This window comes from Polaromonas sp. (genome assembly GCF_049790275.1).
GTDB lineage: Bacteria > Pseudomonadota > Gammaproteobacteria > Burkholderiales > Burkholderiaceae_C > Polaromonas.
In genome coordinates this window covers 1-15,143 of sequence record NZ_JBAQYR010000074.1, presented here as the reverse complement: position 1 = coordinate 15,143, position 15,143 = coordinate 1, and the positions used below count along the sequence as shown (strand labels likewise).

General features: G+C 63.6%; 18 protein-coding genes and 1 pseudogene. 7 read left to right on the top strand and 12 right to left on the bottom strand.

Annotated elements, in window-relative coordinates:
• A pseudogene (locus tag WA904_RS10205) lies at positions 1-168 on the bottom strand (hydroxyacid dehydrogenase); the annotation flags it as partial.
• A 7-nt stretch (positions 169-175) separates the two neighbouring features.
• Positions 176-550 carry a DUF2069 domain-containing protein gene (locus WA904_RS10200; protein ID WP_425197018.1) on the bottom strand — a complete coding sequence of 125 codons (375 nt, stop codon included), beginning with the start codon at positions 548-550 and terminating at the stop codon, positions 176-178.
• A gap of 33 nt (positions 551-583) precedes the next feature.
• Here WA904_RS10200 and WA904_RS10195 point away from each other — a divergent pair, with 33 nt between their 5' ends.
• A complete protein-coding gene (locus WA904_RS10195) occupies positions 584-1,798 on the top strand; it encodes a YihY family inner membrane protein (RefSeq protein WP_425197017.1) in 1,215 nt (404 codons plus the stop codon).
• Between the two features lie 30 nt (positions 1,799-1,828).
• Here WA904_RS10195 and WA904_RS10190 read toward each other — a convergent pair whose 3' ends face one another.
• Together WA904_RS10190 and WA904_RS10185 are read right to left on the bottom strand one after the other, a co-directional pair.
• Entirely contained in the window at positions 1,829-2,560 is a 732-nt protein-coding gene (locus WA904_RS10190) for a ribonuclease activity regulator RraA (RefSeq protein ID WP_425197016.1), read from the bottom strand.
• Positions 2,560-2,895: an Mpo1-like protein gene (locus WA904_RS10185; RefSeq protein WP_425197015.1), complete on the bottom strand. Its 336-nt coding sequence runs from the start codon at positions 2,893-2,895 to the stop codon at positions 2,560-2,562. Before WA904_RS10185 ends, WA904_RS10190 begins: the two co-directional genes overlap by 1 nt.
• A gap of 60 nt (positions 2,896-2,955) precedes the next feature.
• On the opposite strand from WA904_RS10185, the gene WA904_RS10180 reads away from it, so the two are divergent.
• Positions 2,956-3,333, top strand: coding sequence for a thioredoxin family protein (locus tag WA904_RS10180; RefSeq protein ID WP_425197014.1), 378 nt, complete (start codon positions 2,956-2,958; stop codon positions 3,331-3,333).
• On the opposite strand, the gene WA904_RS10175 is transcribed toward WA904_RS10180, so the two are convergent.
• Positions 3,325-4,647, bottom strand: a complete 1,323-nt coding sequence (locus tag WA904_RS10175) for a cytochrome P450 (RefSeq protein ID WP_425197013.1) — start codon at positions 4,645-4,647, stop codon at positions 3,325-3,327. The two genes, WA904_RS10180 and WA904_RS10175, sit on opposite strands and share 9 nt — an antisense overlap.
• 114 nt (positions 4,648-4,761) lie before the next feature.
• Between WA904_RS10175 and WA904_RS10170 the strand changes: the two genes are divergently transcribed.
• Positions 4,762-5,268 (top strand): hypothetical protein, encoded by a 507-nt coding sequence (locus WA904_RS10170; protein WP_425197012.1) that lies wholly within the window; start codon positions 4,762-4,764, stop codon positions 5,266-5,268.
• Positions 5,269-5,401: 133 nt separating this feature from the next.
• Here WA904_RS10170 and WA904_RS10165 read toward each other — a convergent pair whose 3' ends face one another.
• From WA904_RS10165 to WA904_RS10155, 3 genes are all read right to left on the bottom strand, one after another.
• Complete coding sequence (locus tag WA904_RS10165) at positions 5,402-5,728, bottom strand: high-potential iron-sulfur protein (protein ID WP_425197011.1); 327 nt, start codon at positions 5,726-5,728, stop codon at positions 5,402-5,404.
• A gap of 193 nt (positions 5,729-5,921) precedes the next feature.
• Complete coding sequence (locus tag WA904_RS10160) at positions 5,922-6,743, bottom strand: alpha/beta fold hydrolase (RefSeq protein ID WP_425197010.1); 822 nt, start codon at positions 6,741-6,743, stop codon at positions 5,922-5,924.
• 85 nt (positions 6,744-6,828) lie between these two features.
• The gene (locus WA904_RS10155) at positions 6,829-8,124 is read right to left on the bottom strand and encodes an O-acetylhomoserine aminocarboxypropyltransferase (protein ID WP_425197009.1); all 1,296 of its coding nucleotides are present in this window, start codon (positions 8,122-8,124) and stop codon (positions 6,829-6,831) included.
• A gap of 171 nt (positions 8,125-8,295) precedes the next feature.
• Here WA904_RS10155 and WA904_RS10150 point away from each other — a divergent pair, with 171 nt between their 5' ends.
• Positions 8,296-8,760 (top strand): CBS domain-containing protein, encoded by a 465-nt coding sequence (locus WA904_RS10150; RefSeq protein ID WP_425197008.1) that lies wholly within the window; start codon positions 8,296-8,298, stop codon positions 8,758-8,760.
• Positions 8,761-8,938: 178 nt separating this feature from the next.
• On the opposite strand, the gene WA904_RS10145 is transcribed toward WA904_RS10150, so the two are convergent.
• Positions 8,939-10,159, bottom strand: a complete 1,221-nt coding sequence (locus tag WA904_RS10145) for a polyhydroxyalkanoate depolymerase (protein ID WP_425197007.1) — start codon at positions 10,157-10,159, stop codon at positions 8,939-8,941.
• A 158-nt stretch (positions 10,160-10,317) separates the two neighbouring features.
• On the opposite strand from WA904_RS10145, the gene WA904_RS10140 reads away from it, so the two are divergent.
• On the top strand, positions 10,318-10,974 hold the full coding sequence (locus WA904_RS10140; RefSeq protein ID WP_425197006.1) for a glutathione S-transferase: 657 nt from the start codon (positions 10,318-10,320) through the stop codon (positions 10,972-10,974).
• Between the two features lie 223 nt (positions 10,975-11,197).
• On the opposite strand, the gene WA904_RS10135 is transcribed toward WA904_RS10140, so the two are convergent.
• Together WA904_RS10135 and WA904_RS10130 are read right to left on the bottom strand one after the other, a co-directional pair.
• Positions 11,198-11,620: a cupin domain-containing protein gene (locus WA904_RS10135; RefSeq protein ID WP_425197005.1), complete on the bottom strand. Its 423-nt coding sequence runs from the start codon at positions 11,618-11,620 to the stop codon at positions 11,198-11,200.
• 136 nt (positions 11,621-11,756) lie between these two features.
• Positions 11,757-12,152: a nuclear transport factor 2 family protein gene (locus WA904_RS10130; RefSeq protein ID WP_425197004.1), complete on the bottom strand. Its 396-nt coding sequence runs from the start codon at positions 12,150-12,152 to the stop codon at positions 11,757-11,759.
• 137 nt (positions 12,153-12,289) lie between these two features.
• Between WA904_RS10130 and aroC the strand changes: the two genes are divergently transcribed.
• Entirely contained in the window at positions 12,290-13,384 is a 1,095-nt protein-coding gene (aroC, locus tag WA904_RS10125; RefSeq protein WP_425197003.1) for a chorismate synthase, read from the top strand.
• A gap of 14 nt (positions 13,385-13,398) precedes the next feature.
• Positions 13,399-14,610 (top strand): MFS transporter, encoded by a 1,212-nt coding sequence (locus WA904_RS10120; RefSeq protein WP_425197002.1) that lies wholly within the window; start codon positions 13,399-13,401, stop codon positions 14,608-14,610.
• An 87-nt stretch (positions 14,611-14,697) separates the two neighbouring features.
• Here WA904_RS10120 and WA904_RS10115 read toward each other — a convergent pair.
• On the bottom strand, positions 14,698-15,143 hold a 446-nt coding region (locus WA904_RS10115), incomplete at its 5' end, for an EamA family transporter (protein ID WP_425197001.1).

Here is a 15,143-nt window from a genome sequence, read left to right as displayed (position 1 = left end):
GGCCTTCACCACGGCCGCCACCTCGGCGGTGTTGCCGGGGCGCACCACGGCCAGCGCCTTGCCGCGCGCGCGTTTGCGCCAGTCCAGCTCCCAGGCCGAGAGGTCACCTTCGAACAGGACATGGGGTGCGCCAACAATCTGGCGCAAATCGTCAAGAATTTTTTCCATGGGAATGTCAGGCAGCGGGTTGGACTTTTTTCAGGCGGATGCGCACATGCATGGCGCAGGCGGCAAACAGCAGCAAGCACAGCACGACTTCCGCCATGGCCAGGTAGTTGCCGGGCGGCTTGTCGCTCCAGGCGCGCACGGCGCCTTCGGTGAAATACAGCCAGACCATCAGGCTGAGCCAGCGGTAGGTGTACATGCGGTTTTTCAGCAGGCCGGCCAGCGGCAGGCACAGCGGCAGCACTTTCAGCGCCAGCAGGGAGCCGCCCGGGCGCAGCGGCGCGAGCCACATCTCCCAGGCCAGGCCGAGAATGATCAGGGCGCCCAGGCTGCCCACGGCGAGCCAGCGGGTGGCGTCTATCTGCGTTGTTTTAGGGAGGGTCATGTTCATGTTGGTGTCGATGGCATGATACCGGGGATGAAATTCCAGCAGTCCCTGCAGCAGTTGCTGGCGGATTTGTCGCGCTTTCCCTGGCGCGACACCGCCATCACGCTGCGCCAGCGTTTCCGCGAAGACCACATGGGCCTGACGGCCAGCAGTCTGACCTTTACCACCAGCATTGCGCTGGTGCCGTTTTTCACCGTCGCGCTGGCTATCTTCACGGCTTTTCCGATGTTCTCCAAGCTGCAGGGCGCGCTGCAGGTCTGGCTGGTCAACAGCCTGATTCCCGACAACATCTCGCGCCAGGTGCTCGGCTATCTGACGCAGTTCGCCAGGCAGGCCAACAAGCTGGGCGTGGCCGGCCTGGCGGTGCTGCTGGTGACGGCCATTGCGCTGATCCTGACCATAGACCGCACGCTCAACGGCATCTGGCGCGTGAAAAAGCCGCGGCCGCTGGCGCAGCGCGTGCTGATCTACTGGGCCGCGATCACGCTGGGCCCGCTGGTGCTGGGAGCCAGCCTGGCGGTGACTTCCTACGTCTTCTCCGGGTCACGCGGCGTGGTGACCGCCATGCCCGGCGCGCTGCGGGTGCTGCTCGACATGCTGCAGTTCTTCCTGCTGGCCGGCGGCATGGCTGCGCTCTACCACTACGTGCCGAACACCTTTGTGCGCTGGGCCCACGCCTGGGTCGGCGGCCTGTTTGTGGCGTCGGGCATCGAGCTGGCGAAAAAGGCGCTGAGCCTGTACCTGAGCAGCGTGCCGACCTACTCGCTGGTGTACGGCGCTTTTGCCACCTTGCCCATCCTGCTGGTCTGGATTTACGTGGCCTGGGTCATCGTGCTGCTGGGCGCGGTGATTGCGGCCTACTTGCCCAGCCTGCTGGCCGGCGTGGCGCGCCGCGGCAGTACGCACGGCTGGCAGTTCCAGCTGGCGGTGGAGCTGCTGCAGCAACTGCACCGGGCGCGCAGCACCACACGCATAGGCCTGGAGGGTTCGGAGCTGGCGCGGGCGCTGCAGGTTGATGTGCTGCAGCTCGAACCCGTGCTGGAAACGCTGATGGCGCTGGACTGGATAGGCCAGCTGACTGACCCGGACGACGAACACGAAGCGCGCTACCTGCTGCTGGCCGACCCGGACGCCACCGTGCTGGAGCCGCTGATGGCGCAGCTCCTGCTCAGCCAGGACGCTTCCATGAAAAGTTTATGGGAAAACGGCCATTTCTCCACGCTGCGACTGCGTGACGTGTTATGAAAATGATAGCGTTGCAATGCGCCCCGTGACTTAGCGGCCGGCTTTTTTGGCGGCTTCGTAACGCGCCTTGTTCTCGGCGTTCGGCGGGTACAAGCCCGGCAGCGCGGCGCCCTTGTCGACTTCGCTCATGATCCAGGACTCCAGCCTTTCCTGCTCCGGCGCCAGCAGCAGCATCTCGTCGAGCAGGGCGGCGGGAATCAGCACCGCACCATCGTCATCGACCACCACCACGTCGCCGGGGAACACCGCCACGCCGCCGCAGGCGATCGGCTGCTGCCAGGCCACAAAGGTCAGGCCGGCCACCGAGGGCGGGGCGGCCGCGCCGTTGCACCAGACCGGCAGGCCGGTGCCCAGCACACCCGCCTGGTCGCGCACCACGCCGTCCGTCACCAGCGCCGTCACGCCGCGCTTTTGCATGCGGGCGCACAGGATGTCGCCAAAAATACCGGCGTCGCTGACACCCATGGCATCGACCACGGCAATGCAGCCAGCGGGCATGTCTTCAATGGCGGCGCGTGTCGAGATCGGCGAGGACCAGGACTCGGGTGTGGCCAGGTCTTCCCGCGCCGGCACGAAGCGCAGGGTGAAGGCCCGGCCCACCAGCCGTGGCTGGCCGGCGCGCAGCGGCCGTGCGCCGCGCAGCCAGACGTTGCGCAGGCCTTTTTTGAGCAGCAGGGTGGTCAGTGTGGCGGTCGTGATGCCGGAAAGGATGTCGATGACCCGGGGCTCGAGCTGCATGGGAATGGCGCTGCTGCTGTTCATCAGATGTTGACCTTGCCTGTCCAGATGTCCTTGTACATCGCCCAGTCGCCCATGAAGCTGTACAGCGGCCGCTTGAATGAAGCGGGTTTGTTCTTCTCAAAAACGAAATGGCCGACCCAGGCAAAACCGTAACCGCAGAGCAAGCCCGCCAGCAGCCACCAGGGGTTGCGCGTGGCGACCAATGCAGCCAGGCACAGCAGCGCCAGGCTGGAGCCGGCGAAGTGCAGGCGGCGGCAGGTGCGGTTGCTGTGTTCCGTCAGGTAGAAAGGGTAAAACTCGGCGAAGCTTTTGAAGGCTCTGGCGTCTGCCGCCGGTGCGTTTGAAGTGCTGTCCATGGGGTGTCTCCGAATGTCCTTGTGCAGGCCATCATAGCCACGCTGCCGCACAATTGCACCATGCCTGATGTTCCTCTGTCCAAGCCTTCACGGCTTGCCGCCCGGCGCTGGGTCGCCTGCCTGTGCGCCGACTGGTGCGGCACCTGCCGGGATTACCGCCCGGTGTTCGACCAGGTGGCGGCGGAGCACCCGGGCATGCCTTTCCTCTGGCTGGACATTGAAGACCAGGTCGCACTGGTGGGTGATCTGGACATCGAAACCTTTCCCACCCTGCTGATTGCCGACGGTGCCGCGCTGCGTTTTGCCGGCCCGCTGCTGCCGCATGCCGGCACGCTGGCGCGGCTGCTGGGTTCGCTGGAGGAGGGCGCTACCCCGGTGACCGACGCGGCTCTGGCCGACCTGGTGCAGGCGCTGCACCGGCAGCTCGGTTCAGTGTGAACCGGTACTGAAGGGCGCCTTCAAAAATCCCCTGAAGCGGGCCCGCCCGCCGCGTGTGGGTGCAGCCGTGAGCCGGTAACCCCGGAAGCGCTGCAGGAAGCGGCCGACGGCGATGCGGCCTTCCAGCCGCGCCAGGCTCAGGCCGGCGCACTGGTGGATGCCGAAGCCGAAAGCCAGGTGCCGGTTTTCCTGGCGCGCCAGGTCCAACTGCTCGGGATGGGCAAACTGCGCCGGGTCGCGATTCGCCGCACCTATGCACAGGGTCAGCAGCGCACCTTCGGGCAGGTCCACGCCACCGACGGTGCAGGCCTTGAGGGCGCGCCGGTTGCCCAGCTGGTTGGACGACTCAAAACGCAGGAATTCATCGATTTCCATAGACAAATCGGCCTCCAGCCCTTGCTGATTGGGCGCAGACAGCTTCACTTTTGATAGCAGATGCTGCTTCGCCGCCGGCCATTCCTGCAGCGCCACCAGCGCATTGCCAATGAGGTTCGTGGTGGTTTCGTGGCCGGCGTTGAGGATGAACACGCAGTTTTGCAGCAGTTCGGTCTCGCTGAGTTTTTCGCCGGCATCCTCGCCCTGGATCAGCCGCGTCAGCACGTCGTGCTCGGGGTCGCCGGGATGCCGGCGGCGTTCGGCGACCAGCGTTGTCAGATACGTGGTGAACTCGCTGACGCTGCGGTTGCCCAGTGCCTCCTGCTCCGGCGTGAGTTTGGGTTCCAGCGCGCCGAGGATGGCCAGCGACCATTCGCGCAGCGGCCCGCGGTCGGCATGCGGCACGCCCAGCAGGTTGCCGATGATCTCCACCGGGATGGCCGAGGCAAAGTCCTCGATCAGGTCGCCGCCGCCTTTGGCTTCGATGGCGTCCAGCAGGCCGTCCACCAGGGTGATGAGGCCCGGTTCCATGTCGGCAATCGCGCGGCGCGTCAGCGCGCCCATGATCAGCTTGCGTACCCGTGTGTGCAGCGGCGGGTCGTTGAACACCAGGCTGGTCGTGTGGTGCTCCAGCAGCGGCGGGATCTTGCCGTCGCTACCGAAGGGGCCGCCATATTTGGGCGTGAATTCCACTTTCTTGTCTGAGCTGAAGGTCTGCGCATCACGGTACACCGCCACCAGGTCGGCGTACCGCGTGAGGAAGTACGAGCCGTCGGGCATGGCCTTGACGGGCTCGGTTTCGCGCAGCAGTGCGTAAACCGGGTAGGGGTTGGCGTAGAAGTCCGGGGGCAGGGCGCGCAGGTCGAGGCCGGCGGCGATCTCGGCGGCACGCTGCGCGGTTATCGGTGGTGTGATCTCGAACGGGGCGGAGTTGGGCATGCGTGAATTCTGGCACGAGGCGTTGTACCGGTTGCAGACCCGTCACCGCTTATAGTTCGTCCGGACGCGTGAACAACAATTCACAGAACAACAACCGAAAACAGGGGGGAAATCATGAAACGAATGCTGAAACTGGCCGGCGGCCTGCTGGTCGCGCTGGCCTTGCATGGTTGCGCAACGTACAAGCCGGTTCCCGAGGGCTACACAGGGCCGGTTGCGGTCGTGGCGGACTCCGGTACGCCGGGTGACGGAAAAAAGTCAGTGATTTTTGCCATGATGGATGTGGACGGTCAGGGCATCGACAACAGCTTCAGGGCTTCAGCGGGTGCGAGCTACGGCCGGGGTTTTGCGCTCACAACCCAGTTTGTTGGCCGTTCCGTGCCGGCTAATAAAGCCATGAAGGTCAGATTGAAGGGATCCCATATCACCGGGGCGCCGATACATGCCATTGCCAGCCAGATCGCGGGCACTTTCTTCTCGGTGGAGGGCGTGGTGGACTTCACGCCCGTGTCCGGCGGAAATTACATTGTCAAAGGCGAGCTGAAGAAGGGCGCGTCTTCCGTCTGGATCGAAGACCGCGCAACCGGCTTGCCCGTCACCGAAAAAATCGTCGAGAAATAAGCGAGGCCGCTGCAGGCCTGAGCCGCTCGCTCAGGTCCGCAGGAAATCCCGCATCGCAAACAGCGTCTCTTCAGGTACTTCGGTCATCTGGTGCTGCGCGTGCAGCAGAAAGGACCACCGGCGTCAGACAGGGTCAGGCGGCTTTTTTCGCCCAGGCGCTGCACCAGCCCTTGGCCGCGACCTGCTTGCCGGCGAACAGGGGGCAAGCTGCGGCCGCGTCAGTCGCCTTGCCCTGGTACAGCGCGCAGCTGGCGCAGTTCTGGCCGGCGGCGTACTTGGGGTATTTCTTGGTGTCGGTCTTGCTGCCGTCGGCCTTGTAGCCCAGGGCGACGGCGTTGGCGTCGGTGTCCTTGACCATGGGCGCAGCTGCCGTCTGGGATAGCGCCAGGCTGCTGGCAGCCAGCGCTCCGCTGGCGGTGAGGGCGTGGATCACAAAGGTGCGGCGTGTGGTAGATGTCATGGCAATCGTGGATGTAGTTGTATGGAAGGCTTTGCCACTGTACCGGCCGGCCACCACCGGAACTTGATGGTAATCAACAGATGAGCGTATTCCCCGGGCATCCCCGACGCTTGACGCGGCGGCCGCGCCTTGCCTTTCATGTCACGGAGTGCTAGTGTCTGTTCACACTATTTATGCACTTGTATAAATAGTGTTAACAGGCCCTAAGGAAATCCCGCATCGCAAACAGCGTTTCTTCGGGCGCCTCGGTCATCTGGTGGTGGCCGGCGGGAACACTGACCAGCTGCACGGTTTTGCCGCTCGCCCGTGCTTTGGCTATCAGCGGCTGTGCCGCTTTGGCCTGCGTCATCTGGTCCTGTGCACCCAGCACAAAGAGAACAGGGCAGGTGATCTGCGCGATGGCATTGTCGCCATTGGCATAACTGTCGCAGGCCTTGAAGCCGCGGTGGAAGACGTTGGCTTTGGTGTTGCTCGCCAGCACGCGCCGGCCCAGGGCCATGCTGGCGCCATAGACCCAGGTGCCCGGACCCAGCGACGAAGGCGGTGCGGCCAGGGTGCTGCGCGAAAACACATTGACCATGGTCAGGGCTTTCATCGGCTCGTTCAGGGCGGCATCCAGCAAGGCTGGGGACACCTTCATCGGATAGGTAATGCCGACCAGCACCAGGTGGCTCACGCGTTCTTTCAGCCGGGAAGCGGCTTCCAGCGCAATCAGCGAACCCCAGCTGTGGCCGACCAGGGCGGCGCGCTGCACGCCGGCGGCGTCCAGCAACGCAGCTACGAAGTCCGCGGCTTCTTCCACACTGGCGGGCGCCTCGCCCGCGCTTTTGCAGTGGCCCGGCAGGTCTACCGCGAGCACATTCCAGCCATGGTTGGCGAGGTAGCGGCTTTGCAAAGCCCAGACGCTGTGGTCATTGATCACGCCGTGGATGAAAACCACGGTGGGTTTGGCGGCATCAAAAGGCTTGCCGCCGGTGTAGCAGTGGGTGTTGTGGCCGTTGACGTTGAGGATCATGCTGTGTCTCCCGACGAGCCGCCTCTAGGGAGACATGCGCCCCTTCGGGGGGCAGTGAATACACGTAGTGATGAACGTGGGGGGGTCATAGTTTCTCCGCAGCTTTGAGTGCACGCTTGAGGTCGTCCATCAAATCGTCTGGGTCCTCCAGGCCGATCGACAGGCGTATCGTGCCCTGCGTGATGCCGGCGCCCGCGAGCGCTTCGTCCGTCATGCGGAAGTGTGTGGTGCTGGCCGGGTGAATCACCAGGCTGCGGCAGTCGCCAACGTTGGCCAGGTGGCTGAACACCTTGAGGGTTTCGATAAAAGCCTTGCCCTGCTCGCGGTTGCCCTTGATGTCGAAGCTGAAAACCGAGCCGGCGCCGCGCGGCAGCAGCTTTTTGGCCAGCGCGTGGCTGGGGTGGCTTTCCAGCATCGGGTGGCCTACGCGAGAGACCATCGGGTGGCTGGCCAGGAAGGCTACCACTTTATCGGTATTGGACATATGCCGAGCCATGCGCAATGGCAGGGTTTCAATGCCCTGCAAAATCAGCCAGGCTGTGTGCGGGCTCATGCAGGCGCCGAAGTCGCGCAGGCCTTCCCGGCGCGCGCGCAGCAAAAAGGCGCCGACGGTGCTTTCCTCGCTGAACACCATGTTGTGAAAACCGTCATAGGCCTCGGTCAGCTCGGCGAATTTGCCCGACTTTTCCCAGTCGAAGCTGCCGCCGTCCACCACGATGCCGCCAATCACCGTGCCGTGCCCGCTCAGGAACTTGGTGGCCGAGTGGTAGACAAGGTCCGCGCCATGATCGAAAGGTTTCACCAGCCAGGGCGAGGTCAGCGTCGAGTCCACCAGCAGTGGCACTCCGGCTTCGTGCGCGATGGCTGAGACGGTGGGCATGTCCAGCACGTCCAGCCCGGGGTTGCCCACGGTTTCGCCAAAAAATAGCTTGGTGTTGGGTTGCACCGCGGCGCGCCAGCCGGCTATGTCCCCGGGTTTGACGAATGTCGTCTCAATGCCGAAGCGGCGCATGGTGTAGTGCAGCAGGTTCTGGCTGCCGCCGTACAGCGCGGTTGAGGCGACGATGTGCGAGCCGGCGCCCATCAGCGTGGCAATGCTCAGGTGCAGCGCCGCCTGGCCGCTGGCCGTGGCAATCGCGCCTATGCCGCCTTCCAGCGCGGCCACCCGCTGCTCCAGCACCGCGTTGGTCGGGTTGCTGATCCGCGAATAGACGTGGCCGGCGCGCTCCAGGTTGAACAGGCTGGCGGCGTGGTCGCTGGACTCGAAGACAAACGAGGTCGTCAGGTGGATGGGCACGGCACGCGCGCCGGTGGCCGGGTCGGGCGCGGCGCCGGCGTGAAGGGCCAGCGTGTCAAAGCCCGGGTCAGAGTAACCAGACATGGTGTCTCCAGAAAATGGGTGAAAGCAGAAAAGCGGAGGAAAAGGCATTCACACTGAAACAAATCCAGGTGGCCTGCCGGCAGATTGTGGGCTATATTTGAACTGAATTCCCGCCGGGCCATACCGGGAGAATACCCAGACAGAGCCTGAGAACTCAGGCAAGGAGACCCCATGAAAGTACTCGATATCCTGCGCGTCAAAGGCAACACGCTTTACACCGTCCAGCCCGATGAGCCGTTGTCCAAGGCGACCGGGATCATGGCGGAAAAGGACATCGGGTCGCTGGTCGTCATGGAGCACGGCGACCTGGTGGGCATGCTGACCTTCCGTGAAGTGATTTTGTGCCTCGTCAAAAACGGCGGCGAGATCGGTACCACGCTGGTACGCACCGCCATGGACGACGCACCGCTGACCTGTACACCCGACACCGAGATCGACGAAGTCCGCCGCATGATGCTGGGCCGCCATGCGCGCTACATGCCGGTGCTCAACAAGAAAGTCCTCGAAGGTGTGATCTCGTTTTACGACGTCGCGAAGGCCGTGGTTGATGGCCAGAACTTCGAGAACAAGATGCTCAAGGCCTACATTCGCGACTGGCCTTCTGAAGAAGACGAGACGCCAGAGACCAAGCTCTGAAAGTCGGTAGTGCTTCTTCCCGAAGCTGATTCGGGGACACTTTTTTTCAACCGACGGCGGCTTGCCCGAAGCAATTGCAATGCGTGAACTGGCAAAAACTTAAACCAGGAATCGCTATAAATTCAATAGCTGCTTGCGCCCGAATCCAAAGGGCTAGAGGCCGATTTCTCTTGAGAATTCACCCTATGCTGGCGTGAATCATCTCCCGAACACGAGGATAGATCTGCTGGTTCCACCTGCGGCCGCTGAACACGCCGTAGTGCCCCACACCGATCTGCACATGGTGGGTTTTCATGAAGGGGCGGATGCTGCTGCACAGGTCTTGCGCGGCCACCGTCTGGCCGACGGAGCAGATGTCGTCGCGTTCGCCCTCGACTGTCATCAGCGCCATGCGCCGGATGGCGGCGGGGTTGACGATGCGGCCGCGGTAGCTGAGCTTGCCCAAGGCGAGGTCGTAGGTCTGGAACACTTTCTCGACGGTTTCCAGGTAGAACTCGGCCGGCAGGTCGTTGACGGCCAGGTATTCGTCGTAGAACACGCGGATCACGTTGGCCTTGTCGATGTCGCCGTCCACCAGATGCTGGTACATGTCCTTGAACGACTTCTTGTGGCGGTCCAGGTTCATGCTCAGGAAGGCGCTGAGCTGCACGAAGCCGGGATAGACGCGGCGCATGTAGCCGGCGTGCGGCAGCGGCACATGGCTGATCAGGTTTTTCTCGAACCACTCGATGGGTTTGCTGGTAGCGAGGGTGTTGACGGCCGTGGGGTTGACGCGGCAGTCGACCGGGCCGGCCATCAGGGTCAGGCTGCGCGGCTGGGCCGGGTCGTCGTCCTCCGCCATGATGGCTGCGGCTGCCAGCGCGGCCACACAGGGCTGGCACACCGCCACCACATGGGTGCCGGGGCCGATGGCCTGGGTGAAGCGGATCATGTGGGCGATGTAGTCGTCCAGCCCGAAAGCGCCGTGTTTGAGCGCCACATCGCGCGCGTTGTGCCAGTCGGTGATGTAGACATCGTGGTCCTGCAGCAGCGTGCGCACGGTTTCGCGCAGCAGGGTGGCAAAGTGGCCCGACAGCGGCGCCACCAGCAGCACGGCCGGCTGGTGCGGCCGGTCAGGCGCTTCCTCTTTTTTGAAGCGCAGCAGGGTGCCAAAAGGCATGGATAGCACGGTTTCCTCCGTCACGGCCAGCTCGCGTTCGCCGACCCTGACCATGCTGATGCCGTAGGCCGGGCGCGAATGGGTGACCCGCAGGCGTGAAAACACCTCCATCGAGGCGGAGATTTTGCGTAGCCAGGTGCCTTCGGTTTTGCCCAGCCAGAGGGCGGCGCTGCTGCCTTGGGCCAGCAGGCGCAGCGGTGACATCAGGTCGGACTGGGTTTGGTAGGCCTGGTAGAGCATGGGTGTCCTGGCTTGAAGCGGGGCTTGTGGCCCGGTAGGTGGAGTGCAGGCAAGTTACGGGCCAAAGCAGCCTGCTGGCACAGGCCTTGCGGGAAGGGGGGCATGTCCCCCGGCAACGGGGTGCCTTTTCTGCGGCGAAGAGTAGAAGGAGTAGAGCCATGGCCAAAGCCGTTTTGACGATCAGCAGCAAGAACTACGGTGCCTGGGCGCTGCGCGGCTGGCTGATGGCCAAACTCGCGGGCCTGGAATTCACGGAAAAAGTGATTTCCCCGGACGACCCGGCCATGAAGGCCGAAATGCTGCTGCTCGCGCCCTCCATGCTGGTGCCTTCGCTGCAGCACAACGGCGTGAAGGTCTGGGACACGCTGGCAATTGCCGAATACCTCAACGAAATCAAGCCCAAGGCCGGGTTGCTGCCAGCTGACGTGAAAGCCCGCGCGCATTGCCGAGCCATCTGCGGCGAGATGCATTCAGGCTTTTCGTCCATGCGTTCCTCGCTGCCCATGAACCTCAAGGCGCATTTCCCCAGCTTCAAGATCTGGTCGCGCGCGCAGGCCGACATCAACCGGGTGATGGAAATCTGGAAGGAATGCCTGGCCACCTACGGCGGACCCTACCTGTTCGGCAAGCAGCCCTGCGTGGCCGACGCGATGTACGCGCCCGTCGTCACGCGCTTTTTGACCTACGACGTGGCGCTGGACAAGGGATGCAGCGCCTACTGCAAACGCATCATGGAGCTGCCCGCCATGAAAGAGTGGTTGGCCGCGGCGAAGAAAGAGCCTGACGACATTGACGAGCTGGACGCAGAGTTTTGAACACCCCCGTCCAGGCTCACTGCGTGTAGCCTGTTCCCCCCTTGCAGGGGGCGGCGCCTGCGGCCCGGCGAAGCCGGTTCCGCGGCCCCTGCTGGAAGGCACCACAAGAGCTAGAGTCGAGGTCTCTTCGTCAAGCCGGGGCCGCGGATCCGGCTCTGCCGGCCCGCAGGCGCAGCGGCCCCCTCGGGGCAGCGCAGTACGCGAAGCGACAAGCGTGGGGGCTTTATTTCCAAGGTGTGGATGGCGGAATATTGCAAACGGGCTCCACGTCAATCGACTTGAAGTCGGCGGGCGAAACGATCTCCAGGTATTCCATGTCGGGTGAGTAGTCGAACAGGAAGTGGCGTATGCCCGGTCGCTGGTGCACCACGTCGCCCGCCTCGACCAGGGTTTCCTTGTCTTCGTACATGAAGCGGGCCCAGCCCTTGACCATGATGACGATCTGGAAATCTGCCTCATGGCGGTGCCAGCCTGTGCCTGTTTCTGGTGCCATGTTCGCCTTGACCAGGTGCGCAATCACTTTTCCGTGCGTAGCCTCGGCAATGCCCAAGTCACGGTAAAGAAAAAAATCACGCAGACCGCCCGAAACAAAGGCCGTGTCGCCGGGCTTCACGTGGGAAAACTGCGTTGCAGTGCGATCCAGCATGGGTGCTCCTTCTTCAGTGGGATGGTGCACCGCATCAAGCAGGAAATGTTCCCGTCCTGGATGGCGTTTACCGCTTCGCCGTTTCCAGTCTGGCGTCATGAAGGCGCCGCAGCGCAAGGCGCTGGAAAACCGGAACTCAGTGTTTTCTGCTTTCCACTGGGGTTTCCGTATGCATGGCGCAACGCCACTGCCCGTCCTTGCGGGTCCACACCGACGAGTCCGCCATGTCCTGTTTGATCTCCCCGGATTTGCCGCGTGGGGAGATCGCCTGCTTGACCTTGTAGGTCAGCACGGCGGTGTCCTCGGTGGGGAACACCACTTCCATGTCGCTCAGCTTGAAGGACTTGACCACCATGTCCCCCTGCTCGGCCATTTTCCGGTAGCCCGCGTGGTCGAACTTCATGGCGCCATGCGAACTGACCATGAGCGCCGGTTCATCCAGCAGGTCCAAGGCAGTGTCGGTGTCTTCATCCACGAGCGATTGCCAGAACTTTTTTTCCAGCGCGATCAGGTCCTTGCTTGCAGCTTGCATGTTGTACTCCTTTGGAAGGTAAAAGATCAATATGCCTGAGCGGCGTGCCCGGCGCCCGTCACATGAAGCGCCTATCGCGGGTAAGCAGGGTCCTACAGGCGGGGCCGGGGATTTCCACCATCTGGGATAATCCCCCCATGAGCGGCAACACCTTCGGCACCCTATTCGCAGTCACCAACTTCGGTGAATCCCACGGCCCGGCCATTGGCTGTGTGATTGACGGCTGTCCGCCGGGCATGGAACTGAGCGAGGCGGACATCCAGGGCGATCTGGACCGGCGCCGGCCCGGCACCAGCCGGCATGTGACGCAGCGCAACGAGCCTGACGCGGTGGAAATCCTTTCCGGCGTGTACGAGGGCAAGACCACCGGCACGCCGATCTGCCTGCTGATCAGGAACACCGACCAGCGCAGCAAGGACTACGGCAACATCCTGGACACCTTCCGCCCCGGCCATGCGGATTACAGCTATCTGCAGAAATACGGCATTCGCGACCCGCGCGGCGGGGGCAGGGCGTCGGCCCGGCTGACCGCGCCCATGGTGGCGGCGGGTGCGGTGGCCAAGAAGTGGCTGCTTCAGAAATACGGCACCACCTTCCGCGGTTGCATGGTGCAGATCGGCGACATCTCCATTCCTTTTGAACGCTGGGAGCATGTGCCGAACAACCCGTTTTTTGCACCGGTGGCCGACGTGGCCAAGCTGGAAGCCTACATGGACGAGCTGCGCAAGGCCGGCGACTCCTGCGGCGCGCGCATTCGTGTCACGGCCAGTGGCATGCCGGTTGGCCTGGGCGAGCCGCTGTTCGACAAGCTGGACGCCGACATCGCTTTTGCCATGATGGGCATCAACGCCGTCAAGGGTGTGGAAATCGGCGCCGGGTTTGCCAGCGTCACGCAGCGTGGCACCACGCATGGCGATTCGCTGTCGCCCGCGGGTTTCAAGTCGAACAACGCAGGCGGTGTGCTGGGCGGCATCAGCACCGGGCAAGACCTGGACGTGTCGATTGCCATCAAACCAACCAGTTCCATCATCACGCCGCGCGAGTCCATCGACATGGCGGGCCAGCCGACTTCCGTGGTGACCAAGGGCCGGCACGACCCGTGTGTGGGCATACGCGCCACGCCGATTGCCGAGGCCATGCTGGCGCTGGTGGTGATGGAGCATGCCCTGCGCCAGCGCGCGCAGTGCGGTGATGTGGTCTCGCCCATGAAGGCGATCAAGGGCTCGGTGTGAGCAGATCCTGAGCCATGTCTGAAGGTACTCCGGCGGCCGGGCGCCGCCAGCTGGTGCCGTTTGCGGCCTTGTCGGCCAGCTATTTCGCCCATATCGGTTTTTTCAATCCCTATTTGCCGCTGTGGCTCAAGGACCTGGGCTTCAGCATCCTCGCGATCAGCCTGTTGACTTCGGTGCAGGCGGCGACGCGCCTGTTTGCGCCTTACGGCTGGGGCGCGCTCAGCGACCACACCGGCGAGCGCGTGAAGCTGCTGCGTTATGGCGCCACGGTGGCGCTGATTTCCTCGCTTGGCTTGTGGCTGGACTTCGGTTCGGGTTATGGCATCTGGTGGCTGGCCGCCGTGCTGGTGGTGATGTTCTCCCACACCAGCCCCATGATGCCGGTGAGCGAAGCCGCCATGGCGCACCTGATCAGCCAGGGCGGTGCCTTCGATGCCCGGCGCTACGGCCGGGTGCGGCTCTGGGGCTCGCTCGGTTTTCTGGTCACGGTGTTTGCTGCCGGCAGCTGGTTCGAGTTTTTCGGCATGAGCCATTTCCCGGCCTGGACGTTCCTCTCGCTGCTGGCGCTGACGATCAGCGTCTGGCTGTTGCCGGATGTGAAGGAAGCAGCCGGCGCGCATGCGCTGAAGCTGCCGGTGCTGCCGGTTCTATTCCAGCGCGCGGTGCTGTGGTTTTTTGCCTCGGCTTTTTTCCACGTGCTGGCGCACATCGGCGTTTATGTTTTCTTCTCGCTCTACCTCGACGCGATGGGCTACAGCAAAACCATGATCGGTGTGTTGTGGGCCTTCTCGGTCATTGTGGAGATCGGCTGGTTCTACACCCAAGGCCGCTGGCTACCGCGGCTGAGCCTGACCGCCTGGCTGATGGTGTGTTCGGCCGCCATGGTGCTGCGCATGGGTATCACCGCCACCGCCCCCGGTGTGTTGCTGCTGATGCTGTTTGCGCAGGCCTTGCATGCGCTGACCTTTGCCACCCACCACACGGTATGCACCGCACTGCTGTCGCACCATTTTCCGGGCCGGCTGCGCGGCCGCGGGCAGGCGCTTTACGTCGTGGTGGCTTATGGCATGCCGGGTGTTCTGGGCGGCTTGGCCGGCGGACTGCTGAGTTCGGCCTTCGGGCTGGTCAGCGTGTACTGGGCCTGCACCTTGGCCAGCGTGGTGGCAACGGCTTGTGCCTTTGTCGCCTGGCGGGTGCAGCGCGGCCTGGATGCCGCTGCGCACTGATTCACCGAACATTCAAGGTATTTTGTGCTCACAGCCCTTATGGGGCGGGCGCCAGCAGCTACTGATTTCGTAGCGTCCGGTGAACCTTCAGGAATCCCGGGCGGCCTTGAAAGGGTTGAAGCCGGTGATCAGCGCCGTCGCGGTCAGCACCAGCACGCAGCCCGGCGCCATGCCCCAGGTGACCGGCTCGCCGAGAAACATGCCGCCCCAGCCCACGCCGAAGAGCGGAATCATGAAGGCCGCCGAGGTGGCGGCGCTGGCGGGAATCTCACGCATCAGCCGCATGCTGATCCAGTACATCAGGCCCGAGGTGAACATGCCCAGCACCGCCACCGCCATCATGGCGCCGTGGGTGTAATGGGCCGAGGGCAGGGCCACACCCGCAGGCAGCAACAAGATCAGCGCGGCCGCCACATGCACCACGGCCGAGGCGGGCAGCGGGTGATGGGCCATGGTCGCGCGCTTCATCAGGATGGAGCCCAGGCCATAACCGGCGGCCGCGCCAATACATGCCAGGGCGGCCAGCACTACGC